The organism is Myroides odoratimimus (genome assembly GCF_030326305.1).
Classification (GTDB): domain Bacteria; phylum Bacteroidota; class Bacteroidia; order Flavobacteriales; family Flavobacteriaceae; genus Flavobacterium; species Flavobacterium odoratimimum_A.
This window is the reverse complement of sequence record NZ_JACAKB010000002.1, coordinates 126,217-151,038: the sequence shown is the minus strand read 5'-3', so window position 1 is coordinate 151,038 and position 24,822 is coordinate 126,217. Positions and strand designations below refer to the sequence as shown.

20 protein-coding genes and 1 riboswitch are annotated in these 24,822 nt (G+C 33.3%); of the genes, 9 read left to right on the top strand and 11 right to left on the bottom strand.

The window, feature by feature from the left end:
- The first annotated feature begins 2 nt into the window (after positions 1-2).
- Positions 3-3,686, top strand: coding sequence for a M1 family aminopeptidase (locus HX049_RS02300; protein WP_286413710.1), 3,684 nt, complete (start codon positions 3-5; stop codon positions 3,684-3,686).
- 101 nt (positions 3,687-3,787) lie between these two features.
- On the opposite strand, the gene rplS is transcribed toward HX049_RS02300, so the two are convergent.
- Together rplS and HX049_RS02290 are read right to left on the bottom strand one after the other, a co-directional pair.
- Positions 3,788-4,138, bottom strand: a complete 351-nt coding sequence (gene rplS, locus HX049_RS02295) for a 50S ribosomal protein L19 (RefSeq protein ID WP_006263034.1) — start codon at positions 4,136-4,138, stop codon at positions 3,788-3,790.
- 154 nt (positions 4,139-4,292) lie between these two features.
- Complete coding sequence (locus HX049_RS02290; RefSeq protein ID WP_286413708.1) at positions 4,293-5,318, bottom strand: helix-turn-helix domain-containing protein; 1,026 nt, start codon at positions 5,316-5,318, stop codon at positions 4,293-4,295.
- Between the two features lie 223 nt (positions 5,319-5,541).
- Between HX049_RS02290 and HX049_RS02285 the strand changes: the two genes are divergently transcribed.
- Together HX049_RS02285 and HX049_RS02280 are read left to right on the top strand one after the other, a co-directional pair.
- The gene (locus HX049_RS02285) at positions 5,542-8,013 is read left to right on the top strand and encodes a TonB-dependent receptor (protein WP_286413706.1); all 2,472 of its coding nucleotides are present in this window, start codon (positions 5,542-5,544) and stop codon (positions 8,011-8,013) included.
- Positions 8,014-8,029: 16 nt separating this feature from the next.
- The gene (locus HX049_RS02280) at positions 8,030-9,343 is read left to right on the top strand and encodes a hypothetical protein (RefSeq protein WP_286413705.1); all 1,314 of its coding nucleotides are present in this window, start codon (positions 8,030-8,032) and stop codon (positions 9,341-9,343) included.
- 104 nt (positions 9,344-9,447) lie between these two features.
- On the opposite strand, the gene trmD is transcribed toward HX049_RS02280, so the two are convergent.
- Both trmD and HX049_RS02270 read right to left on the bottom strand, forming a co-directional pair.
- A complete protein-coding gene (gene trmD / locus HX049_RS02275; protein WP_286413703.1) occupies positions 9,448-10,131 on the bottom strand; it encodes a tRNA (guanosine(37)-N1)-methyltransferase TrmD in 684 nt (227 codons plus the stop codon).
- A gap of 58 nt (positions 10,132-10,189) precedes the next feature.
- Entirely contained in the window at positions 10,190-10,522 is a 333-nt protein-coding gene (locus HX049_RS02270) for a DMT family transporter (protein ID WP_286413701.1), read from the bottom strand.
- 273 nt (positions 10,523-10,795) lie between these two features.
- Here HX049_RS02270 and HX049_RS02265 point away from each other — a divergent pair, with 273 nt between their 5' ends.
- From HX049_RS02265 to HX049_RS02255, 3 genes are read left to right on the top strand one after another with little or no spacing between them, the layout of a single operon-like run.
- A complete protein-coding gene (locus tag HX049_RS02265) occupies positions 10,796-11,953 on the top strand; it encodes an MFS transporter (RefSeq protein ID WP_286413700.1) in 1,158 nt (385 codons plus the stop codon).
- A 59-nt stretch (positions 11,954-12,012) separates the two neighbouring features.
- Positions 12,013-12,945, top strand: coding sequence for a peptidylprolyl isomerase (locus HX049_RS02260; protein WP_286413699.1), 933 nt, complete (start codon positions 12,013-12,015; stop codon positions 12,943-12,945).
- Between the two features lie 60 nt (positions 12,946-13,005).
- Positions 13,006-13,944, top strand: a complete 939-nt coding sequence (locus HX049_RS02255; protein ID WP_286413696.1) for a pyridoxal-phosphate dependent enzyme — start codon at positions 13,006-13,008, stop codon at positions 13,942-13,944.
- A gap of 39 nt (positions 13,945-13,983) precedes the next feature.
- Here HX049_RS02255 and HX049_RS02250 read toward each other — a convergent pair whose 3' ends face one another.
- The 5 genes from HX049_RS02250 to HX049_RS02230 all read right to left on the bottom strand — a co-directional run bounded on the left by HX049_RS02250 (position 13,984) and on the right by HX049_RS02230 (position 20,444).
- Positions 13,984-14,889 carry a DMT family transporter gene (locus HX049_RS02250; RefSeq protein WP_286413695.1) on the bottom strand — a complete coding sequence of 302 codons (906 nt, stop codon included), beginning with the start codon at positions 14,887-14,889 and terminating at the stop codon, positions 13,984-13,986.
- A gap of 94 nt (positions 14,890-14,983) precedes the next feature.
- Entirely contained in the window at positions 14,984-16,537 is a 1,554-nt protein-coding gene (locus tag HX049_RS02245; RefSeq protein WP_286413694.1) for an FMN-binding glutamate synthase family protein, read from the bottom strand.
- Positions 16,538-16,830: 293 nt separating this feature from the next.
- Positions 16,831-18,090 carry a chloride channel protein gene (locus tag HX049_RS02240; protein ID WP_286413693.1) on the bottom strand — a complete coding sequence of 420 codons (1,260 nt, stop codon included), beginning with the start codon at positions 18,088-18,090 and terminating at the stop codon, positions 16,831-16,833.
- 31 nt (positions 18,091-18,121) lie between these two features.
- Positions 18,122-18,189, bottom strand: a riboswitch (Fluoride riboswitch).
- A 67-nt stretch (positions 18,190-18,256) separates the two neighbouring features.
- Complete coding sequence (locus HX049_RS02235) at positions 18,257-18,616, bottom strand: PUR family DNA/RNA-binding protein (protein ID WP_041889599.1); 360 nt, start codon at positions 18,614-18,616, stop codon at positions 18,257-18,259.
- A gap of 76 nt (positions 18,617-18,692) precedes the next feature.
- Positions 18,693-20,444 (bottom strand): ABC transporter ATP-binding protein, encoded by a 1,752-nt coding sequence (locus HX049_RS02230; protein WP_286413691.1) that lies wholly within the window; start codon positions 20,442-20,444, stop codon positions 18,693-18,695.
- Positions 20,445-20,695: 251 nt separating this feature from the next.
- Here HX049_RS02230 and nusB point away from each other — a divergent pair, with 251 nt between their 5' ends.
- From nusB to yajC, 3 genes are read left to right on the top strand one after another with little or no spacing between them, the layout of a single operon-like run.
- Entirely contained in the window at positions 20,696-21,637 is a 942-nt protein-coding gene (gene nusB, locus HX049_RS02225; protein WP_286413690.1) for a transcription antitermination factor NusB, read from the top strand.
- 24 nt (positions 21,638-21,661) lie between these two features.
- Positions 21,662-22,111, top strand: coding sequence for a DUF1573 domain-containing protein (locus HX049_RS02220; protein ID WP_286413688.1), 450 nt, complete (start codon positions 21,662-21,664; stop codon positions 22,109-22,111).
- 20 nt (positions 22,112-22,131) lie between these two features.
- The gene (gene yajC, locus HX049_RS02215) at positions 22,132-22,407 is read left to right on the top strand and encodes a preprotein translocase subunit YajC (RefSeq protein WP_006256993.1); all 276 of its coding nucleotides are present in this window, start codon (positions 22,132-22,134) and stop codon (positions 22,405-22,407) included.
- 75 nt (positions 22,408-22,482) lie between these two features.
- Here yajC and gap read toward each other — a convergent pair whose 3' ends face one another.
- Both gap and lipA read right to left on the bottom strand, forming a co-directional pair.
- A complete protein-coding gene (gene gap / locus HX049_RS02210) occupies positions 22,483-23,490 on the bottom strand; it encodes a type I glyceraldehyde-3-phosphate dehydrogenase (RefSeq protein WP_286413686.1) in 1,008 nt (335 codons plus the stop codon).
- Positions 23,491-23,535: 45 nt separating this feature from the next.
- Positions 23,536-24,408, bottom strand: a complete 873-nt coding sequence (gene lipA, locus HX049_RS02205) for a lipoyl synthase (RefSeq protein WP_041889613.1) — start codon at positions 24,406-24,408, stop codon at positions 23,536-23,538.
- Positions 24,409-24,822: the final 414 nt, after the last annotated feature.

Genomic DNA, 24,822 nt, shown 5'->3' with positions numbered 1-24,822 from the left:
CGATGTTTGGAACTATTTTTTCATTTGAAATAAAACGCTGGTTAAAGAACTGGGTATTTTATCTATACCTAGTATTATTCTTTTTGCTAGGTTTTTTAAGTATGGCTAGTGCCGTTGGAGTTTTTGATGTCGTGAAAGTAACGTCTAGTTCTCTAATGAAGTTTAATTCACCTTATGTATTGGCTAATTTTATAGAAGGTTTTAATAATTTACTTTATTTCTTATTTCCTTCTATTATCGGGGCTTCTATTTATAGAGATTTTCGTTATGAGGTACATCATATTTTATTCTCGTATCCTTTTTCTAAAAGAGAATATTTAGCAGGAAAATTCTTAAGTTCATTTTTAGTAACCTTATTAATTAGTTTAACGATAGGTATTGGTATATTCCTAGCGACGTTACTACCGTGGGCTAATCCTAATTTATTAGGAGAGAATGTGCTTTGGAGTTATGTACAGGTGTATTTATTGACCATTATTCCTAATATGATATTCTTTGGTAGTATTGTATTTGTTGTAGTGACAATGTCTAGAAGTGTGTATATCGGTTTTGTCTCTATGGTGATCTTATTGATTATACAAGGGATAATAGGAGGCTTAGGACATGATATGGATAATAAAGAGTTAGTTGCTTTATTAGATCCATCAGGAAGTTCGGCTTTAAGATATTATACTGAGTACTGGACAGTGGATGAAATAAACAATAATAATCTTCCTATAGAAAAGTGGTATCTATTAAATAGAGGAATTTGGTTAGCGGTATCTTTATTGTTCTTAGGAGGTCTTGCAAAGTTCTTTACGTTTACACAGCAAGCATTTACTTTTAGTAGAAAGTCTAAAAAATCAGAACGCGTAACGAAAAATAATTTCGGAGGAATAGTACGTATTGAATTACCTAAGGTTAGCTATAACTTTTCATTAGGAACACAGTGGAGTAATATATTTAGTTTCGCTAAAGGAGAGATAAAATATCTAGCTAAGAATAAGGTGTTTATGATCCTTGTGGGATTAGGTATTTTAATGATGTTGTTAGTCTCTTCTTCAGCGACTTCTCTATATGGGACTACAGTATATCCAGTTACTCGCTTAATGTTAGGAATACCTGGGACTACATTTCAGTTGGTCATCATCATTATTACTTTCTTAGGAGCAGGGTTATTAGTACATAGAGGAAAGTTGTCTAGAATGGACTTATTAATAGATGCTACGCCAACTCCTAACTATGTATTCTTCTTTTCTAAGTTTATAAGTTTAATAGTAGTACAGTTATTCTTGTTAGTAGTTATTATGATAGGAGGGATTATTGTACAAATACACAATGGTTATTACAACTTTGAGATAGGACTTTATCTTAAGGAGCTAATAGGAATAAGTTGGATATGGTATATGATTTGGGCAGGATTAGCTATTGCGGTTCAAACTTATTTTAGAAACTATCTGGTAGGATTCTTTGTTTTATTTGTGTTCTTCTTATTTGGAGGACAATTGTCAAAGTTAGGTATTGAACAACGTATCTTCTTTTTTAATAAACTACCAGGAACACCCTATTCTGATATGAATGGCTTTGGCTCTAACTTAAGTAGATATTATATCTATGCTCTTTATTGGGTAATGTTTATTATTTCATTAAGTGGATTGACATTATTGTTCTGGAGAAGAGGTATAGTGAATAATTTGAAAGAGAGATTATACTTTGCTAGAAAAAGAGCTAATAAAGGTATAGTAAGTGTTATTGTACTTTTTGGTATAGGATTCTTTAGTTTAGGGGGATATCTGTACTATGAAAATACGGTATTAAATAAGTATACTTCAGACAAAGAAAATGAGCTATTAACAGTAGAGTATGAAAAGACTTATAAGAAATATGAGAATATGATTCTTCCTCGTATTACAGATATAAAAGTAGATTTTGATTTATATCCAGCACAAGGGGACTTTTTAGCAAAAGGACAGTATGTATTAGAGAATAAGAATGAGAAAGCAGTAGATAGCCTTTATGTAAACTATGTTAAAAGATATATTAATGTCATCACTGTTGATGGAGCAAAAGAAGTATTAAATGATACTGTGATTGGTATTAGATTATACAAATTAACTAAGCCTTTAGCTCATGGAGAAAAATTGGTATTTAAGTTTGAAGTAAAGAATAAAGAAAATACCGCTATTCGCAATAATTCTTCTGTACTAGAGAATGGTACATTCATTAATAATGGTGAGTTGTTTCCTTCTTTTGGGTACATAAGTCGATTTGAGTTGTCTGATGATGAGGTGCGTAAAAAGTATGGTCTAAAACCAAAAGAGCGCATGGCGGAGCAAACAGATAGGAAAGCATTACAAAATACATATATAAGTTCTGACTCAGATTGGGTAACATTTGAAACTACTGTAAGTACATCAGCAGATCAAATAGCGATAGCTCCTGGATACCTACAGAAAGAGTGGACAGAAGGGGATAGACGCTATTTCCATTATAAAATGGACCAGAAAATGCTGAATTTCTATGCTTATAATTCTGCTAGATATGAAGTGAAACGCGATAAATGGAATGATATTAATATAGAGATATATTACCATAAAGGGCATGAATATAATATCGATCGCATGGTAAATGGGGTGAAGAAGTCCCTAGCTTATTATGAGAAAGAATTTAGCCCATACCAACATAAACAAGTTCGTATTATTGAGTTTCCTAGTTCAAAGGGAACTTTCGCTCAATCATTTGCGAATACAATACCATTCTCAGAAGCTATTGGATTTATTGCTAAAGTAGATGAAGAGGCTAATAATAAGGTAGATTATCCATTCGCAGTAACTTCTCATGAGGTAGCGCACCAATGGTGGGCTCATCAAGTGATAGGAGCTAATGTTCAAGGAGCAACGATGTTGTCTGAGAGTTTAGCTGAATATAGTTCTTTAAAAGTATTAGAAGCAGAATATGGAAAAGGACAGATGCGTAAGTTTTTAAAAGAAGCATTAGATAGATACTTAGGAGGACGTAGTGGCGAGAGTAAAAAAGAAAAAGCATTGATGTATAATGAGAACCAACAGTATATCCATTATCAAAAGGGCTCTTTAGTATTCTATGCGATGAGCGATTACCTGGGAGATAAGCAGCTTAATGATATTTTAAAAGGATATATTAAAAAGGTAGCTTTTCAAGATGCTCCTTATACTACTGCATCTGAGTTAGTAGCGGACATTAAAGAGGCAACTCCTGATTCACTGAAATACTTAGTTAAGGATATGTTTGAGACAATTACTTTATATGACAATTATATAGATAAAGCAGAAGTAAAAAAGTTAGACAATGGTAAGTATGAAGTGAAAATTAAAGCTATCGTAAGTAAATATAGAGCTGATGATAAAGGAGAAAAGAGCTATACGGATGCAACGACTAAGTCTGGTTCTGATGTGAATACACGTGTCTACAAATCGGATAAAGGAGTAGAAATTAGATCACTTCCATTAGCAGATTATATAGAAATAGGGATTTTTGCACAAGAAGATGTGAAAGACAAGTCTAAAAATAGTAAAGAGAAAGCCTTATATCTGAAAAAAGTAAAAGTATCAGATATTATGAATGATTTTACTATTGTAGTAGATGAGAAACCAACAGAGGTAGGTATTGACCCATATAATAAGTTGATCGACACAAGATCTTATGATAATAGAAAAGGTGTAAATTAATATAGGGGGAAGGGATTTAATTATCTCTTCCCTTTTTTTAGCATAAAAAAAAGAGACTGTACATTGTACAATCTCTTTTTTTATAACTCTTAGAAAGTTGATTATCTTCTTCTTTCTTTGATTTTTGCTTTTTTACCAGTAAGCTCTCTGAAGTAGAAGATACGAGCTCTACGTACTTTACCTCTTTGATTAACTTCGATTTTTTCTAAAGCTGGCATGTTGATTGGGAAGATACGCTCTACACCAACGTTACCTGACATTTTACGGATAGTAAAAGTTTCAGTAGTACCGTGTCCTCTTCTTTGGATAACTACACCTTTAAAGAACTGAGTTCTTTTTTTGTCACCCTCTTTAATTTCGTAGTAAACAGTGATAGTATCTCCTGCGTTGAATTGAGGAAAATCTTTTTTTGCAACTAATTCGTCTTGAACGAATTTCATTAAATCTGCCATTGTAATAATGTATAAAAGTTATTTTTCAGAACAACATACACGGACCTCGCCAGAGGTTGGTCTAAAATCGAGTGCAAATATAAAAAATAAAACAGAATAATAACTAATTATTTTAAGTAAAAGCATAGTTGTTATTCTATTGATTTCTATTTCGTTATAATATAAATGTGCTTACTGTAAGAAGCTCTAGAGCTTCAAGTTTCTCTATAAAGAATAAAGGTAATAAGTTTATAGTGTGCGTTCTGTTATTATTTATGTTTTTAACTTTTTTTATATCGCTAGGAGGATAACCATAAAATTTTTTAAAAACTGTACTAAAATGATTCTGTGATTTATAACCTAGATCTTCTGCTAGCTCGGAAATTGTAATATCAGAATTTTGTAATCGTTCTTTTGCTTTGTTCATCTTGTGCTCATTTAGATATCCAAACACTGTTGAACCAAAGAGCTCTTTAAAATACTTTTTCAGTTTAAATTCATTTGTACCTACTTTTTTAGCAAGAGTTGATAGAGTATATGGATGTTTAATGTTTTGAGTTAATAGTTTTCTAGCAGAGTGCATTCTTTCAATGTCTCTATTGGAGATATAAGATTTTGATTGGTCTTGATTGATATATTCTAATTGTAAAAACAGTAACTCTATTATTTTATTTTCTAAATAAACTTGTTTGAATGAACCATCTCTTTGACAGGAGTATATATCCGTGATTACGGATTTCATTTCTGGGGAGATGATTTTGTTCTTTTTTATTAAATCGTCTAGTTTTAAAGTGCTAGGTAGTTCTTCAGCTTCAAAATCTATTAATAAATCTTGTTTTAGTTTTATTATAATTCCTTTAGGTATTAAAATGGAAATGTAACGAGTTTCTTGTTTTGAGGAGTCTATTTTAAGTATATAATTCTCTTTATCTACTTTTCTTATTAGATGATGAGAAAGTTGTTGTTCTCCTTCGAGTAAGAATAGCATTAAAATACCTTTAGAGTTTGGAGATAGAGAAATGGTGATGGGGCTATTTAACATAAATTTATAGTAAGTTATAAAGTAACGCCCTACTTTTTGATTTTTTTCTAGAAAGTAATCTCCATCATTATCTGTGTATTCTATAATTGATTCTCCTTCTGTTTTCTTTGTTGTTTGTTGACCGCTTATTTTGTCTATATAGTTAGTAGTTAGTTGCATATAGTAGAATAAAATTATGATCGTAAAGGTAAATATTAATTAGATTTAATAAAAATAATCCTTTGTATGTATTTAATTATCCTTTTTTGAAAGATAAAAGGCTTAATGCTTGAAGTAATTTTGCATGACAGAATTAATAAGTGGTATACTTCTTATTAAAAATGACTTTTTATTTAAAAAAATATATTGAAGGGTGTTTAGAATTATTAGTATAAAAAAATATTTGGCTACAAAAAAGAGTAAAAAAGAAGTGTTTGGTAGTTATAGAAATATTACTTGGAGTAAATATGTTATTTATGTTTTAACGCTACTTATACCAATGTTCATGGTTGCTCAAAAGGGAACTTTATCAGGAGTAATTAAACTAAAAGATGGAAGACCTATAGCGTACGCGGTTGTTAGCTTAGATAAAGGAAACTTGTATAGTGAGACAAATGATGAAGGAGAGTTTTCTATTCAAAATGTAGATTATGGCCAATATATATTAGATGTGAAGTCTATGGAAATAGTTGATTTTAAAATAAAAATTGACTTTAAGGATTCTAAAAGTAATTTATTGGTTACAGTAGAAGAATCTAAAGGACACAATCTAGAAGAAATGCTTATTTCAGTCAAAACAGAGAGACGAGATCTTGAAACTAAAGGTTTTGCAGTGAGTGTTATAGAAATGAAAGAGGCGTCACTGATGTCTTTGCAAACGAATGAAATACTTGATAGAACTGCAGGAGTTAAAATAAGACAAGATGGAGGGTTAGGCTCTAGGGTGAATTATAATTTGAATGGTTTGTCTGGAAACGCGGTGAGGGTATTTATAGATGGAGTACCAGCAAGTAATTATGGTAGTTCATTTTCATTGAACAGTATTCCTCCAGCTTTGATAGAACGTATAGAGGTATATAAGGGTGTAGTGCCTACTTATTTATCACAAGACGCTTTAGGAGGGGCTATCAATGTAGTATTGAAGCAGAAAATGACTAATACTTTGAGTGCTAGTGGCTCTTTTGGCTCTTTTAATACGCACCAGTATAATGTCAATGGAGGATATCGAAATGATAAAAATGGACTGACTGTTAGAGCTAATGCGTTTTATAATTATAGTGATAATGATTATAAAGTCTATGGAGATCATATTAGATATGTGGATTATCAAGGAAATGTAAGTTATCCAAAGAATGGAGCTAAGCGCTTTCACGATGGTTATAAATCTTATGGAACTAAAGTAGATGTAGGTTTCACAGATGTGAAATGGGCAGATAAATTTTTTATTGGCGGAATTGTTTCTGGAAATAGAAAAGAGATTCAGCATGGTATTACTATGGAGAATGTATACGGGGATAGAAATACTAAGAGAGAATCTTATGTAGCAACACTTAATTACGAAAAAAAAGATTTATTAATAAAAGGATTAGAGGTAAAGTTAGATTTATCTTATAGTGATTTAACTAGACAAGTTATCGATACAGTTGGTAATATGTACGATTGGAGTGGAACTGTAATAAGAGATCCTTTAGGGAAACCACTGAAATATACAAGTGGTGCAGAAGTAGCATCCCAAAAAACATTAGAAAAGAACAAAGATGAATCTTGGGTTGTTCGTGCAAATGTGGGGTATGAATTTATACCTAACCATAAGCTGAGTATTAACTATTTCTATAACAGCTTTGAAAGAGGAATAACTGATGTTTTGCAACCAGTAGCTGTTATGAGATTAGTTAATACAAGAGATTTGACTAAGGATATACTCTCGTTTAGCTATGAGAATAAACTTTTTGACAATAGGCTTCAAACCAATTTATTCTATAAACTATATCATCAGAAGGCAGTCTCTAATGAACCTTATAAAGATACTAATAAGCCATTAGTTGGTGATTTATATAAGACTAAGAAAATAAATAATAGTATTGATCATAATGGAGTGGGGGTAAGTGTATCTTATAAATTGTTAGAACCATTGTACTTATTAGGTTCTGCAGAAAAGGCAATTCGCTTGCCAGAAGAATCTGAGCTTTTTGGAAGTAATGCAGATAATCTATTACCTTCATTTAGTCTTGATCCTGAGAAAAGTACAAACTATAATGTAGGGTTTATAGCAGGACCATTTAACTTTAAAGACCACTCAATGAGCTTAAATGCTACTTACTTTTATCGAAATGTAAAAGGAATGATTAGAGAGAGTATTGACTCAAAAGGAATCTTTACTAGGTATGAAAATTTAGATGATGTATTAAGTAGAGGTTTTGATATAGAATTAAACTATTCTTTTAAACAACGTTTAGCGTTCAATCTAGCACTATCTAAGTTTGATGTATTATTTAATAAACAATTTGATAAAGATGGCAATCCATATTTATACTACAAAACGCAGATAAGAAATGAGCCTTCATTTAAACTAAATGCTAATCTGAGTTATAAGTTTAATCATGTTTTATCGAAAGGAGATTTCTTTTCTGTGAATTACAATGTTTACTATGTAAAGAAATTTTTGAGGAACTGGTCTAATGTAGGGGGGACTAATTTAGATGAAATACCTTCTCAATATCCTAATGACATTGGAGTGATATATCAGTTCTCTAATAAAAAAGCAACAGTAAGTTTTGATATGAAGAATATTTTTAATCAAAGGATATATGACAATTTTGGTTTACAAAAACCAGGAAGAGCTTTTTATGGAAAAGTAACTTATTCAATTTTTTAATATTATAATAAAAACTATGAAACGTAAATTTTTTAAAAGTACATTATTATTTGCAGGACTAGCATTAATGACAATAGGATGTTCATCTGATGATAATTCTAGCCCAGATACAGTAGAGGAACTTAAAGGTAAGCAATTTCAATTAGCTTATGCTAGTGGATCGGGATCACAGTCAGCTACTTATTTACAAGGGGTAGATAAACTAGGAGAAGGAGAAATCAGTTTTAATAAAAAAGGATTTCAGATGCCTTCATCTAGAACATCTAGAATATATGTATCTAAAGACGGGAAGTATGTATATAATTTAAATTATACAGTAGGTGATTTGAGAAAATATGAACACAAAGGTGGGCAAAATTACACTCAGGTTGGACATATTGAGTCAGCTCCTGTGCTAGGGACGAAAACAGGTAGATTTACTAAAATTAATGAAGATATAGGATCTGTACATTATATCACTGCTGCGCCTCAACATGCCGGAGAAAATGGATCTGGTGAATATTTGGGGCATAAGATTACTGCAAGTATAGCTCTTATAGATTTAGAGGGATGGTCATTTTTACCTGGAGCACAAAAAGAAATCAATGTTAAGCTTAGTGAGGAATTTACTAAAAAAGGATATTATATCAGCAGAATTGACTCACCAGTATTAGTTGATAGTAAGTTGTATTATGGAGCAGCTGTTAGTCTTTATGATCCGAATACTGGAAAAAGAAAGCCTACAGATAAAACTTTTACTTTGGTCGTAGATAAAAATAATTTATCTAAAACAGATGTAATTACAACTGAACATGTCGTTGGAAGTACTAACGGATATCGTACTCCAACTTTATATGTTAATAATAATAAAGAAGTTCTTCAAATGGTAAACGGGGCAGATAAAACTTATATCGCTAAAATTAAAGATGGTAGATATGATACTACATTTAAATTTGATTTAGGTAGTGCTTTAGGAGGTAAGAAAGTTTCAAGTAATGGGTGGTTTTATGTTGGAGATGGTATAGGTTATATGCCTTATGAAAAGCTTGATGCACCTGAGATTGAGATGGGAGTAGATCCTGATGGTAAACCAACAACTACTCATGCATGGGGATTGGCTCGTATAGATTTAAATAATAAAACGGCTGTAGATTTAGAAGTACCTGCTAACTTATGGTTGACACAATACCAAACATCAGTTGTAAGAGATGGGAAATTCTATATTGCTTTAGCACCAGTTTCAGGAAAGGGAAATATTTACATTTATGATGTTAAATCAACAGCTAGAAAAGGACAATTAGGAGCTACGATAACAACAGGAGTAGACCAATATTATATAGGTGTATATTAAGAGATAAAATAAAAATTAAAAACACCTTATAAATAAAGAACAGGGATAAATCATAAACTGATTATCCCTGTTCTTATTATTTTTTTAACTAGTAGAATGACTGTTTAATCTTCTCTTTCTAATAAGTCTGGTCTTCTTTTTTTGGTGTGTTCATAAGCCATATCTTCTCTCCATTTATCTATAGCAGCGAAGTTTCCACTTAGTAATACATCTGGAACCTTCCATCCCTTATACTCAGATGGTCTTGTATAAATAGGAGGTGCTAATAGGTTGTCTTGAAAGCTATCAGTTAAAGCCGAAGTCTCATTAGAAAGCACTCCTGGGATAAGACGGATAATAGCATCACATAAAATAGCGGCTCCTAGCTCTCCTCCTGATAATACATAATCTCCTATAGAAATTTCTTTTGTAATGAAATGATCACGTACACGTTGATCTACTCCTTTGTAGTGTCCACATAGAATGATTATGTTTTTAAGCATAGACATTCCATTAGCCATTTGTTGGTTTAAAGTTTCCCCATCCGGAGTCATATAGATTATTTCATCATATTCTCTCTCTGTTTTTAATGCAGTAATACATTTATCTATAGGCTCTACACTCATAACCATTCCAGCACCACCACCGAATTGGTAATCATCTACATTCTTATGCTTATTAGTGCTATAATCACGTAAGTTGTGAAAATGTACTTCTACTAATCCTTTCTCTATAGCTCTTTTTAAGATTGAGGCTTGAAAAGGACTCTCTATTAATTCTGGTAAAACGGAAATAATGTCTATGCGCATAATTACTCTTGATATTTTGGCAAATGTACAATTGTATTCTGTAACCTACAAAATTGTATTAGTGGGCTTGACTTTTTGAAAAAAGCTGAATGATTAATACTCCTGTAATTATAAAAGCTATTCCTATCAAGGCAGGAGTGTCTAGTTTTTGTTTATATAAAAAATAAGCAGCTATAGTCACTAATACAATTCCAATTCCTGACCATAAAGCATAAGCGATACCAATAGGAATAGTACGCAAGGTCAAGCTGAGTAAATAAAAAGCGCCTGCATAACCTAATAAAGTAATACCAGTAGGAACTAGTTTAGTAAAACCTTCACTAGCTTTAAGCGTAGTGGTAGCGATAGTTTCTAAGAGTATAGCGAGAAGTAAGAATAGTATATTCTTCATTTTTTACTGCAAAAATAGCTTTTTATTAGGTCTATTGAAATTGTCTAAAGTAAAATACCTTACGATTTATGGATTGTTCAGTACTTTATTATAAGGAATGGCATATAGCTTTTTTAGAATGTAATTATGAGGAGTAGAAACTAAGTTCTATGATAGTCATGAGTCTCAATAAAATAAATAGGCTGTTGTAATACTTCTAATTTTACTGTAAAAATTATAATTTCTTACGCTAGCTTAAGATTTCTACATCTGAATTAGTCTAAATTTGTATCTATGAGTTTATCAAAATCAAATGTGCTATTTATGGCAGCGATTACAGGATTAATTGTTGCTAACTTATATTATTGTCAACCTTTAATTCCTTTGATATCAGAAGAATTTGGTGTTTCTGAAGCTTCAGCTGGAACACTTACTTATCTGACACAAGCAGGATATGCTGTAGGAATGTTTTTAATGATTCCTTTAGGTGATATGTTAGAACGCAAAAAACAAATAATTATAACAACTATATTTGCTACTATTACATTAGCATTAACAGCAGTAGTTCAAAATTTCTTTCTATTACAAATAATTAGTTTTGTATTAGGTGCAACCTCTATTGTGCCTCAATTAGTCTTGCCATTAGCTGCGAGTTTATCTTCTGAAGAGCAACGTGGCAAAGTGATCGGAACAGTTGTAAGTGGGTTATTGATAGGTATTTTGTTTTCTAGAACATTGAGCGGTTTTGTAGGTGTGTGGTTAGGATGGCGAGGTATGTTTTGGATAGCTACTATAGTAAGTGTTGTTATCGTAATTATGATTCAGATTCGATTACCTTATAATAAGCCAAGTTTTAATGGAAAAGTAATAGATCTCTATAAATCTTTATTTGTTTTAATCAGAGAGCAACCTATTTTAAGAGAGTCTACAGGTATTACAGCTTTGGCTTTTGCTCAGTTTGGTGCATTTTGGACTACAATGGTCTTGCTTTTACACAACCAGCCATTCGGTTATGATTCTGCTGTAATTGGAGCATTTGGACTGATTGGAGCATGTGGTGCTTTTGCAGCTCCTTTAGTAGGGAAAGTCGGTGGAGCTGGAGGAGCTAGAAAGCTAATACTATATGGCATATTCATGACATTCTTAAGTTTTGTGATATTTTATTTTTCAAGTACCTCAGTAATAGGTCTTATTATAGGTATTGTTTTGATAGACTTAGGATTACAGACTATACATGTATCTAATCAAACGCGTATTTATTCCCTTTTACCCGAAGCACGCAATAGATTAAATACTGTCTATATGTCATTTAGTTTCCTTGGAACTGCTTTTGGCTCGGCTTTTGGACTATATTTGTGGAAGTTTTTTGGATGGAGTGGAGTATGCATAGGAGGTATGTGTTTAGCATTATTATCTCTAGTAGTATATCTTGCTGCAAATAAGAAATCATAAAAGAAAGAATTAGTCTTAGGGCTAAGTGAAGTAATTCAAAAACGATAAAAATTAGAACAATGGAAAACGGTATTTACGCTAAGTTCAACACATCAAAAGGAGCAATATTAGTAAAGCTTACAGAAGAGTTAACACCTGGTACAGTTGGTAACTTCGTAGCTTTAGCAGAAGGTAATTTAGAAAACAGTGCACGTCCACAAGGTAAACCTTACTATGATGGTCTTAAATTTCATAGAGTTATTCCTGACTTTATGATTCAGGGAGGTTGTCCTTTAGGTCAAGGTTCTGGAGGTCCAGGTTATAAATTTGATGATGAGTTCCACCCAGCTTTAAGACATGATGGTCCAGGTGTATTATCAATGGCTAATGCAGGCCCTGGTACTAATGGATCTCAATTCTTTATTACCCATGTTGCTACACCTTGGTTAGATGGTAAACATACTGTTTTTGGTAAAGTTGTTGAAGGACAAGATATCGTAGATGCAGTTGCACAAGGAGATATTTTAGAGTCTGTAGAGATTGTAAGAGTAGGAGAAGCTGCTGAGAAATGGAATGCTATTGAAGCTTTCAGAACTTTCGAAGGAGCTAGAGAGAAAAGAGAAGCTGAAGCTAAAAAAGCTGCTTTAGTAGAAGTAGAAAAATTATCTGCAGGTTTTGAAGAAACTCCAAGTGGATTAAGATATCAAATGATCGTGAAAGGTACTGGTAAGAAAGCAGAGAAAGGGAAAACTGTTTCTGTACACTACAAAGGTGCTTTAGCGAATGGACAAGAGTTCGATAGCTCTTATAAAAGAAAAAAACCTATTGAATTCCCATTAGGTCAAGGATATGTAATCGAAGGTTGGGACGAAGGAATTGCTTTATTAAACGTTGGTGATAAAGCTAGATTTGTTATCCCTTCTTACTTAGGATACGGAGAAGCAGGTGCAGGTGGAGTTATTCCTCCAAATGCAACTTTAGTATTTGACGTAGAGTTAATGGACGTAAAATAATAAGTTATATAAAAACTCTCAACTTACGTTGGGAGTTTTTTGTTTAAATGATTACATTTTATGAAAGAGGATTTCTTAGCTTGTTTAGAACGTATTCGACCGTATGCACGTTATACTCCAATTATGGAATCTGGTCAAATAGAAAACTTTTTAGGTAACGATTTATACTTTAAATGTGAGAATTTTCAACGTGCAGGCGCGTTTAAAATGAGGGGAGCTTCGAATGCTATTCTTCAGTTGACAGAAGAACAAAGGGGGAGAGGAGTAATCACTCATTCTTCGGGTAATTTTGCTCAGGCTTTAGCTCTTGCAGCTAAATATTTAGGAGTGAAATGTTATATTGTAATGCCTAAAGATGCACCTGACGTTAAGCGTAATGCAGTTATAGCTTATGGAGGGGAGATTATAGATTGTATAGCTACATTAGAGTCTAGAGAACGTATTTGTAACCAAGTAATAGAAGATACTGGAGCAACATTTATACATGCATCTAATAATATAGACGTTGTTATGGGGCAGGGAACCGCTGCTATGGAATTATTAGAAGCGTACCCTGATCTAGATGTTATTATCACTCCAGTAGGTGGAGGAGGTTTAATTGCTGGTACTGCATTAGCAGCCAAAGCTTTTGGTAAAGAGACTATAGAAGTAATAGGAGGAGAACCTTTAGAAGCTGATGACGCCTATCGTTCTTTAATGAGTGGGCAGATTGAGTGTAATGAGACTACAGATACTATTGCTGATGGGTTGCGTACTCAGCTAGGTGATATTACATTCCCTATTATTAAAGATCATGTTTCTAAAATTATACGTGTACGAGAAAATGAAATTATTAGTTCTATGCGATTGATATGGGAACGTATGAAGATTGTTGTAGAACCAAGTAGTGCTGTTGCTTTAGCAGTATTAATAAAAGAAAGACCTTCTTTTGCAGGAAAGAAAGTAGGTATAATTCTATCAGGAGGTAATGTTGATTTAAATAATTTACCATTTGAATAAATCATCAAAAAAGGGTATCATTAATTTGATACTCTTTTTTTATATTGTTTTCTTTTTTAAAATAGGAAGTTTTATTTCTTTTCTCCCAAAGTAAAGCCCCGCTACGATTAGTATACCACCTAAAATCTGCAAGGCACCTAATACTTCATCATCTAATAGTCCCCAACAAAAAGCTACTAAAGGCATTAGTAGAGATACGGAAGAGGCAAAGCTAGCATTTGTTTCATGTATTAGTTTATAATAATAAATATTAGCTAAGGCACTACCGAATAGAGCTAATAAAAAGACAAAACCAAGTCCTTTTAATGCTTCAGGATGTTCACCAATAGTTTGGAAAAAACCTGTAGAGGTAAGTACTATGAGAGCAGGTATAAGTAAGACTAATTCTATGAATGCTGTCCAAACAATAGGAGGGATATTACCCATGTATTTTTGTGTCAATAATCCACTATAAGCATACATTAAGGAAGCGATTACCAATAACAAATGATAAAACCAATCATTTGAGACTAGACCTGTAGAATCAGGAGACTGTAATAATAGAATTACGCCTATAAAGGATAGGATAACTCCAGTAACTTCACCAAGATGTGTTTGATATTTAAAAAATAGAACTCCTAATACAATTACAAATATTGACATTAAGGCATTTAATATTCCTGCTATAGAACTGTCTAAATGTACTTCTGCTATAGGGAATAAAAACATAGGTATAAAACTTCCTACTAGAGCAGTAAGAAATAACCAGTGAAATGTTTTCTTAGGTAATTTTTTAATATGTTTTAGAGAAATAGGCAATAAGAATAAACCTGCAAAAGTAATTCTAAGCGCACCTACTTGTATAGGAGTAAAATACTCTAAACCTCGCTTGATAAGAATAAAAGACGATCCCCATATTAAGGAAAGGATAATTAGCGTCACCCAATGTTTTGGTTTAAGTTTCAATGTGTTTATTATTATGTTGTTTTTATAGGGCTAATATAAAAAAAGACCACAATAACTTTGTGGTCTTTTGTATAAACGAAGCTTAGTTAGCTTGTTATTTTACTTTTCTAGTATCTAAGTTACCGAAGTACATTTCTTGGAAACTTTTGATCACTCCGTGGTCAATACGTTTGTAGAATGTTTTAGGGTTAACCTCTTGAGTATTTTCATATCCACAAGCACTGATGAATTCTCCTAAGGCTTTCATTGTGTTTTTGTGGAAATTAGCAACACGCATTCTCTTATCTGTAACATCTAATCCTTTGTATAATGTCTCATCTTGAGTTGCGATACCTACAGGACAGTGACCACTATCACATTGTAGAGCTTGGATACATCCTAAAGCGAACATCATACCACGAGCACTATAACAAGCATCTGCACCTAAAGCCATTGTCTTAGCAATGTCAAAAGCAGAGATGATACGTCCTGAAGCTAGTATTTTTATTTTATCTCTTAATCCGTTTTCGATTAATGTTTTATTAGCGAACACTAAAGCATCATTTAATGCCATACCCATGTAATCGATAAATTCTAGTGGAGCAGCTCCTGTTCCTCCTTCAGCACCATCGATAGTGATAAAGTCAGGGTGAATACCAGTTTCTACCATTGCAGCTACGATATCTAAGAACTCATCTTTTTTACCAATACAGATTTTAAAACCAATTGGTTTACCATTAGATAGTTTTCTCAATCTAGCGATGAAATGAACTAACTCAGTAGGGTTAGAGAACGCTGTATGTCCTGATGGAGAGTGTACTGTAGTGTGAGGAGTAATACTACGGATTTTAGAAATCTCAACTGTATTTTTCTCAGCAGGTAAAAGACCTCCATGACCAGGCTTAGCACCTTGTGATAATTTAAGTTCAATCATTTTTACCTCTGGGTAGTTAGAACGCTCTTCGAATAAAGTATCATCAAAGAAACCTTTTTCATTACGACATCCAAAGTATCCAGTACCGATTTGCCAAATTAAATCTCCTCCTGAACGGTGGTATTGACTAATACCTCCTTCTCCTGTATTATGTGCAAAACCACCAATCTTAGCTCCTTCGTTAAGAGCAGTAATAGCTTTTTTACTTAATGCACCGTAACTCATCGCACTAATGTTATAAACACTTGCACTATAAGGTTGGCTACATAAGTCGCTACCAATAGTAGTTCTGAAGTTTGTATCTGATATATGTTTAGGATATACTGAGTGAGAAGCCCATTCGTAACCGATGCGGTTAGGGTCATCTTGCATACCGAAAGAAACAGTTTGTTTCTCGTTTTTCGCTCTTTGATAAACAATAGAACGCTCACGTCTATTGAATGGTTTTCCGTCTAATTCTCCTTCCCAAAAGTACTGACGCATCTCTGGTCTGATTGATTCAAACATATATCTGAATCGTGCAAAAATTGGGTAGTTTTTACGAATTGTATGTTTGTTTTGTATTTTGTCGATTATAGCAAGTGTTGCAAGAAAACCTGAAATAACGATATTTACTATACTAGCAGTTGATTGGTACAATACAAATGAAGTAATTGCGTAAATAAGGTAAAGGAAAACGATAGCCATCGTTAATTGTCCAAATGTAAACCGATTTAAAAATTTTTTGTGAAACATAAAATAGAATTTTAATGCAATCTTTTGTTGTTTAGTTTGTAATAGAATTAGCGTTTATTTTGTTATTCTTTTTCACAAGTTATTTTATGAAGATTGCACTAATTTCTTAGTCTCAAATCAATCAATACCTTATGAAATTTACGAAGCAAAGGTAGCAAAGATTTTGAATTTACCTCGTTTTTGTAATTATAATTTTGTGAATATAAAGCCTTGAAAATATCATATTGATAATTTAATACTGATTTACTACTAGTGCTTTGAAAATATGCTATTTATCCTTTGATTATATACACTTATTTCAATTTTATATCTATTATCTTATTCTTGTTTTTAAACTGTTCGCTATAGATACTTTGTTTCCCTGATGTAAAATAGGCTACAAAGCATACTACTGCTAGTAATATAGCATATTCTATGCCAAAAAGCTCTATACCCATAAATGTACAAGCTAGAGGTGTTTTAGTAGCTCCTGCGAAAACAGCTACAAAGCCTAAAGCAGCCATAAGACTTATAGGTAAGCCTGCGTAGATAGATAGATAACTACCCAGTGTAGCTCCTATGAAGAATAGAGGGGTCACCTCTCCTCCTTTAAAACCCGCACCTAAGATTAATGTTGTGAATACTATCTTTAGTATAAATACTTCCGAGCTCATGGGGGTCATAAAAGAATCTACGATCGTTGGAACACCGAGTCCTAAGTAGCTTTCATTACCTATGGTGTGGATTAAGAGTATAAAGAGTAGCGCTCCTACAAATGGTCTTAGTGGAGGGTAGGGTATTGTTCTTGTAAAAAGCTGTCCCCATTTTTGTAAACACAAGATGAATAGATAAGCTGTTAGACCAAAAAGGACACCTACTACAGCACATTTCAGCAACGTAGTTATCATATTGGAGATAGGGACATCCACAGTGTACATAGTATGATGTATTCCCCAGGCGATACAACTGTAATGACTTATATAAGCTGTCAGTACAACAGGTAATACACTATGAAGTCTAAAATTTCTTAGAAGCATTAATTCAAATGCAAAGAAAATACCTGCTATAGGAGTGCCAAATACAGATGCAAATCCAGCACTAACCCCCATCAAAAGGATTGTCTTTCTAGCTTCAGAGCCTAGATGTAAGTATTTATTAAGCTGATCTGCTATAGTACCTCCCATTTGCACAGCCGTACCTTCACGCCCAGCTGATCCTCCAAATAGATGAGTAACCCAAGTGCCTAGTAACACTAAAGGAAACATTCTGAAAGGTATTGTCTTAGAGGGAATGTGGTATTCTGAGATGATTAGGTTATTCCCTTGATTAGCCTCTTTGCCATAATAGTAATATAATAGTCCTATTAAGAACCCACCAACAGGTAAACCATATAATAAATAACTGTGTACTCCCCTTATAGACGTCACCTCCTCTAATACATATAGAAATAGCGCTGATATACTACCTATTAATATTCCAGATAATAAGATAATAATAAACCATCTTATCAGTAGCGAAAAAGAAATGTTTTTTGGATTGAAAGCTTGTTTAAAGCTTGAGAAATTAAAATGCATAGTCTATCATTCAGTTTTACATTAGTATACTATTATGTTAGACGTCATCAGCATTCTATAGAGAAGCGGTTCGAGGCAGACATCATTGCCTATGATTTAATAGTTCAAAGGTAAAAAAAAAGTCCAAGTTAAAGAACTCGGACTTATTTTATTTTGTGTGTTTCTATTAAATATCGTCAAAACTAACATCAGTAAATGAATTTACCTCATTCTCTGACTGATATTCTTTTTTGAAATCTTTTTGATGTCTCTCAGAAATAACTTCTTCTCCCTTGTGATCTACTACGAATTGAGTCATCTCATCTAAGATCTCTCTAAAAGCACCGAAATCTTCTTTGTATAAATAGATTTTGTGTTTTTTAAAGTGAAAAGATCCATCCTCTTCCGTGAACTTTTTACTCTCAGTAATTGTTATGTAATAGTCATCTGCCTTTGTAGATCTAACATCAAAGAAATAAGTTCTTCTACCCGCTCTTAGTACTTTTGAAAAAATTTCTTCTTTTTCTAACATTTCGTTATCTCTCATAATTCCTTCTTATCAATTAATTGATTTGTTCATATAGCATTCAAAAGTCTAAAAAAAAACCTAATAAACCAACTATTTATAACAATTCTTTTTCATTTAATTGTTTTTGGTACAACTCTCTATAGTACCCATCAGTATTTATAAGTTCGTTGTGTGTACCCTGTTCTACGATTTGACCATGGTCTAGCACGATTATTTGGTCTGCATTCTTAGCAGAAGAAACTCTGTGTGTGACAATTAGTGTCGTGATTTCTTTACTGTGTTCTTCTAGATTTTGTAGTATTTTCTCTTCAGTTTCTGTATCTACAGCAGATAATGCATCGTCTAAAATAAGAATAGGAGCGTCTTTTATCAGTGCTCTAGCGATAGAAACACGTTGTTTCTGACCTCCAGACAGCGTAAGTCCTCTTTCTCCTAGCGTAGTGTTATATCCTTCATTGAATTGAGTGATATTATCGTGTACAACAGCTTTTTTAGCTACTTCGATGATCTCTTCTTCAGTAGCGTCTTCTTTACCGAATCTAATATTATTACTGATGGTATCAGAGAATAAGAAAGCGTCCTGAGGTACTACAGCGATACTGTTTCTCAGATCTTTTAGATTGCAGTCTTTGATAGGTGTATTATCTATATAGATATTTCCACTAGTGACATCGTACATTCTACTAATTAGTGTTAGTAGTGTAGATTTACCAGAACCTGTTTTACCTAATATAGCAAGTGTTTTTCCTTTTTCTAAAGTGAAGGATACATTCTTTAGAGCCTGTATACCAGTGTCATCATAAGTGTATGACACATTGTCAAAGGTGATATTCCCTTCTACGTTAGTCTGGTTAGGATTCGTATTGTATATCTCAGGTTGTTCATTTAAGAACTCGTTGATACGCTTTTGAGAAGCTTCTGCTTCTTGGATCATTGAAGATACCCAACCAATAGAAGCAATAGGCCATGTCAGCATATTAATGTATAGGATAAACTGAGCGATGATACCGATATCAGGGATACTACCATTAAAGAACATTAAGGCTCCGACAGCGATCACCACCAAGTTGCTCAACCCGATTAAGAAAATCATCAGTGGTGCTATTAAAGCACTAGATTTAGCTAAGTTTAAGTATTTGTCTTTACTCTCTTGAGTTAGTGTTCTAAACTCATCTTGTTTTTCTTGTTCTATAGAATAAGCTTTGATTACTCTTATTCCAGAAAACATCTCTTGTGAGAAGGTGGTTAGTTTGGATAGATTGGCTTGGAAGATAGAACTTCTCTCATTAATCTGCTTACTTAATTTGTAGATAAAATATCCAAGCAATGGAAGTGGTACTAACGAATACAGGGTTAACTGTGGAGAGATTAAGTACATCTGTGTCAGTACTACCGCAAAACGGATTAATGTATTGATAGAGTACATCACTGCTGGTCCTACATACTGTCTTACCTTACCTACATCTTCGCTGATGCGGTTCATTAAGTCTCCAGTTCTATTTTTTTTGTAGAAACTCTGAGACAACACCTCATAATGTTTAAACACATCATTCTTTAAATCAAACTCGATATGGCGTGACATCACGATCAGTGTTTGTCTCATTAAGAAGGTTAAGAATCCTGCTATTAAGGTAGTTATCAGTATCCACAGAATATTATTCAGTAGGATAGAAGTCACTTCTCCTTTATCGAAGACGGTCATCTGTTCTAGTGTACGGATAGAGTCTCCGACTAGTTTAGGGGTGTATAATGTAAATATCTGTGCTACTATGGTAATAATAACACCTATTAAGAAACGATATTTATATTTATAGAAATACTTATTTAATTGACTTAATGCGCTCATACTTGGTATAAATGCTATATAGAAGCATTTTTAATAATTGATAAAACTAGACAAAAAAAGCCTATCTAGCTATGCAAAGATAAAGGATTATTAGCGATCCTAAATTTTAGAGTTTTAAATAAATTATTAAAATTCAAGTTAAATTATATAGTTCTATTAAATTTCTGATTTGATTAAAAGTATATTTTTATACCTTTGCCCTCGTTATACAAACAACATATAATTTATTTTTTTTAAAGTTCTTAAGTAGCATGTTAAACAGAAGACACATTCGTATAAAGGTTATGCAAACGCTTTATGCAATGCAACAAAGTAATTCTGAACAAATTCAGTCAGGAGAAAAGTTTCTAATCAATAGTATAGAGAATATACAAGATCTATACTTATTAATGATTACAACCTTAGTAGAGATTAGAAAAAAAGAAGTCGAGTATATCTCCTTAGCACAAAAAAAACATTTAGCTACTGCCGCAGAACGAAACCCAAGCAAGCGTTTTATCGAGAACAGAGTTCTAGACCTATTAGAAAGCTCTACTTCTATATCGAATAAGATAGAGGAGAAGAAGATTACTACATGGCAAGTACACGATAACTATATCCAAATGTTATTGGACGAAGTGAAAGAGAGTACTTTCTTTAAAGCTTATATGGCTAAGAGTGAAGTGACTTTTGAAGATGATCGTCAGTTCGTATGTGACATCTTTACAGAAGTTATCGCACCTAATGAGAAGATCTATGAGTTCTTAGAAGACAGTAAACTGACTTGGTTAGATGATATTCCTGTGGTGAATACCATGATCCAAAAACAACTTCGCAAGCTAAAAGAAAGAGACGTACAGTTCATCGTACCGAAGGTTTATAAAGACTCAGAAGACCAAGAGTTCGCTATTAATCTTTATAGAAAGACGATTCTAAACTTTGCGGAATTAACACAAGAGTTTGAAGATAAAACACCTAACTGGGATCCTGAGCGTATTGCAGAATTAGATACAATCATCCTGAGAATGGCTATCTGTGAATTCTTGAAGTTTAGCTCTATTCCAGTAAAAGTGACAATTAATGAATATTTAGAGATTGCAAAAGAGTATTCTACAGCAAAAAGTAGTATTTTTATCAATGGAGTTTTAGATAATATTTCTAAAGTTTATAATGACGAGAATAGACTTAATAAAATCGGGAAAGGATTGCTATAACCTTTCTAAACTAAGTAAAGAACTATGAGAAAATTTTTATTATTAACATTAGGGTTAGCTTTTACAGTAGTTTCTTGTAAAGAGAACAATGCTGCTTCTAGCTTGATTGACAGAGAGAATGCTGCTAAAGTAGAAAGTAACAAAACTAATGGAGAGTATCCAGAGATTGTTTTTGATAGAACAGTACACGATTTCGGGAATATTGCAAATAATGAATCTGTAACAACTGAAATTGAATTAAAGAACACAGGTAAAGCTGATTTAATTATTATTAATGCTACAGCCTCTTGTGGATGTACAGTTCCAGAATATCAAAAAACACCTATTAAGCCAGGGGAAACTTCTAAATTAACTGTTAAGTTTCAAACAGGGGCAGAAGGACAACAACAAAAAACAGTAACTTTGGTTACGAATACAAAAAAAGGAGAAGAGACACTTACGATTAAAGCTAACGTAGGTCTTCGTAGTAATTAATAACCTATAAATAATACCAAATGGAAAATTTACAACAATTTTTACCTATAGTTTTAATGTTCGTGGTAATCTATTTCTTAATGATTCGTCCACAACAAAAGAAAATGAAACAAGAGAAAGCTTATGAAGCTAGTATTAAAGTAGGTGATCGTATTGTTACTAAGTCTGGAATTCACGGTAGAATCAATGAATTACACGAAACTACAGTAATTATCGAGACTATGGCTGGTAAGTTACAGATGGAGCGCTCTGCGATCTCTATGGAAATGAGTCAAAAATTAAATGAGAAAAAGTAATTCTCATTACACTATAAAAAAAGCGTTATCAATACATTGATAACGCTTTTTTTATATCTTTTTTTAAAATAAAAATTACTTCTTTATCTTTTCGAAATAGGTAATCAAGTCTATTAATCTAGAAGAGTAACCGATTTCGTTGTCATACCATCCCACTACTTTTACCATCTTGTCTAAGACAGAAGTTAGTTGAGAGTCGAATAGACACGAGTTTGTATTCCCTAAGATATCTACTGAGACTATAGGATCTGTAGTATAGGCTAAGATCCCTTTTAGTTCTCCTTCTGCAGCTTTTTTGAATGCCGCATTGATTTCCTCTATTTCTACCTTTCTTTTGACGATGCAGGTAATATCTGTTAGTGATCCATCAGGCACAGGTACTCGTATACCACCACCACCAATATTGCCTTCGTATTCAGGAAATATTTTAGTCAATGCCTTTGCAGCTCCTGTAGTAGTAGGGACTATAGACTGAGCAGCACCTCTAGCTCTTCTCAGATCTTTATGAGGCTGATCATGTAGACTCTGGTCAGTAGTATAAGAGTGTACCGTAGTGATATAAGCATGCTCTATACCGCATAATTCTTTAATTACTTTGACCATAGGAGCAGCATTATTAGTCGTACAGCTCGCATTAGAGATGATAAGCTCTTCTCCTGTCAAGATATGGTGATTCACACCTAGTACGATAGTCTTGATGACATTGTCCTCTGGTGGTACAGATAAGATTACACGTTTAGCTCCTTGCTGGATATGTTGTTCTAATAGGCTATAGGTTTTTCTACGTCCAGTTGCTTCTATGACATAGTCTATATCTAACGTTTTCCAGTCCAGACCTGTTATCTCACTCTCTCTAAAGAAGGCTATTTTCTTACCCGCTACGATGATATGGTCCTTGTCATAACTTACCTCTTTATTCAGTATGCCATGTATACTATCATATTTTAGTAGGTGAGACATGGTCTGCGTATCAGCCAGATCATTTATAGCGACTACCTCTATGGTAGGATGATCTAAAAGGAGTTTAAAAAGGTTACGGCCTATACGGCCAAAACCATTTATTGCTATTTTTATTTTACTCATAAGTGTAAAAAGAAGAAGGTCGCGGAGAACGCGACCTTATTTATATTATAAAAGGTGTTTTTGCGCTCGGTAAGATGAGCGAACTAAGGCACCACTTTCTACGTGTCTGAATCCTAATTCTAGCCCTATCTTTTCGTATTTCTCGAATTGCTCAGGAGTGATAAACTCTTTCACGGGCAAGTGCTTTTTACTAGGTTGTAGGTATTGTCCTATCGTTAGTACATCTAGGTTTACAGCTCTAAGGTCATGCATAGTCTGGATTACCTCTTCTTCTGTTTCTCCTAGTCCTAACATGATACCAGATTTAGTTCTATTGATTCCCTTTTCTTTTAGGTATCTAAGTACTTCTAGGCTTCGGTCATATTTAGCCTGGATACGCACTTCACGAGTCAGTCTTCTAACAGTCTCCATATTATGAGACACGATCTCAGGATTGACCTCTATGATTCTATCGATATTTCTCTCTATTCCTTGGAAGTCAGGTATCAGTGTTTCCATTGTAGTTCCAGGGCTGATTCTTCTCACAGCTTGTACCGTTTCTGCCCAGATAATAGACCCACCATCTTTAAGGTCATCTCTATCCACACTAGTGATAACAGCGTGTTTGATAGACATTAATTTGATCGAGCGAGCTACTTTCTCAGGTTCATCCCAGTCTACTGTTTCTGGTCGTCCTGTTTTTACCCCACAGAATCCACAAGAACGCGTACAGATATTTCCTAATATCATAAATGTAGCAGTTCCTTCTCCCCAGCATTCTCCCATATTAGGACAACTACCTGAGGTACAGATTGTGTTCAGTTTATATTTATCTACTAAACCTCTAAGTTCAGTGTATTTCTTCCCAGTAGGAAGTTTCACACGAAGCCACTTTGGTTTAGCTTTAGGTTCTATATTTGAGTCTAAGATTGTATCCATAGTATGAGTTTATGAAAGTACAAATATACTTAATCTTAAGAGTTATACATTATTAATATATGCTAAAAGTTATTGCGCTATCAGAGAATCGTGATCTGAGACTTTACACTAGTGTATTTCTGTTCATGATGTCATCTGAACTTGTGATGAATTACCCTCGTATTGCTTTTTTCTCATTGTGTATATAATATGAGTATTGGTAAAAAAACGTATGTAAAGGAGCTTTAAGTAATCTATATCTCGTTTGGCTTGCACTTTATAGGGGTTTGCTAGGAGTATTCTAGGGGTTTACTAGCCTAGAAGGCCATTTTGTCGAAGGAATGTGCAAGAATACCCCTAGCAATGTGCTAGTATAGTAAAACTAAATAGAAAGATTAGTGATCAAATAGTATAAAGTAGAGAAGGGTATTTAGG

Bases quoted from the DNA above. Each gene is read 5' to 3' on its own strand.
- HX049_RS02300 (WP_286413710.1), top strand. From the start codon at position 3: ATGTTTGGAACTATTTTTTCATTTGAAATAAAACGCTGGTTAAAGAAC.
- rplS (WP_006263034.1), bottom strand. From the start codon at position 4,138: ATGGCAGATTTAATGAAATTCGTTCAAGACGAATTAGTTGCAAAAAAA.
- HX049_RS02290 (WP_286413708.1), bottom strand. From the start codon at position 5,318: ATGCAACTAACTACTAACTATATAGACAAAATAAGCGGTCAACAAACA.
- HX049_RS02280 (WP_286413705.1), top strand. From the start codon at position 8,030: ATGAAACGTAAATTTTTTAAAAGTACATTATTATTTGCAGGACTAGCA.
- trmD (WP_286413703.1), bottom strand. From the start codon at position 10,131: ATGCGCATAGACATTATTTCCGTTTTACCAGAATTAATAGAGAGTCCT.
- HX049_RS02270 (WP_286413701.1), bottom strand. From the start codon at position 10,522: ATGAAGAATATACTATTCTTACTTCTCGCTATACTCTTAGAAACTATC.
- HX049_RS02265 (WP_286413700.1), top strand. From the start codon at position 10,796: ATGAGTTTATCAAAATCAAATGTGCTATTTATGGCAGCGATTACAGGA.
- HX049_RS02260 (WP_286413699.1), top strand. From the start codon at position 12,013: ATGGAAAACGGTATTTACGCTAAGTTCAACACATCAAAAGGAGCAATA.
- HX049_RS02255 (WP_286413696.1), top strand. From the start codon at position 13,006: ATGAAAGAGGATTTCTTAGCTTGTTTAGAACGTATTCGACCGTATGCA.
- HX049_RS02245 (WP_286413694.1), bottom strand. From the start codon at position 16,537: ATGTTTCACAAAAAATTTTTAAATCGGTTTACATTTGGACAATTAACG.
- HX049_RS02240 (WP_286413693.1), bottom strand. From the start codon at position 18,090: ATGCATTTTAATTTCTCAAGCTTTAAACAAGCTTTCAATCCAAAAAAC.
- HX049_RS02235 (WP_041889599.1), bottom strand. From the start codon at position 18,616: ATGAGAGATAACGAAATGTTAGAAAAAGAAGAAATTTTTTCAAAAGTA.
- HX049_RS02230 (WP_286413691.1), bottom strand. From the start codon at position 20,444: ATGAGCGCATTAAGTCAATTAAATAAGTATTTCTATAAATATAAATAT.
- nusB (WP_286413690.1), top strand. From the start codon at position 20,696: ATGTTAAACAGAAGACACATTCGTATAAAGGTTATGCAAACGCTTTAT.
- HX049_RS02220 (WP_286413688.1), top strand. From the start codon at position 21,662: ATGAGAAAATTTTTATTATTAACATTAGGGTTAGCTTTTACAGTAGTT.
- yajC (WP_006256993.1), top strand. From the start codon at position 22,132: ATGGAAAATTTACAACAATTTTTACCTATAGTTTTAATGTTCGTGGTA.
- gap (WP_286413686.1), bottom strand. From the start codon at position 23,490: ATGAGTAAAATAAAAATAGCAATAAATGGTTTTGGCCGTATAGGCCGT.
- lipA (WP_041889613.1), bottom strand. From the start codon at position 24,408: ATGGATACAATCTTAGACTCAAATATAGAACCTAAAGCTAAACCAAAG.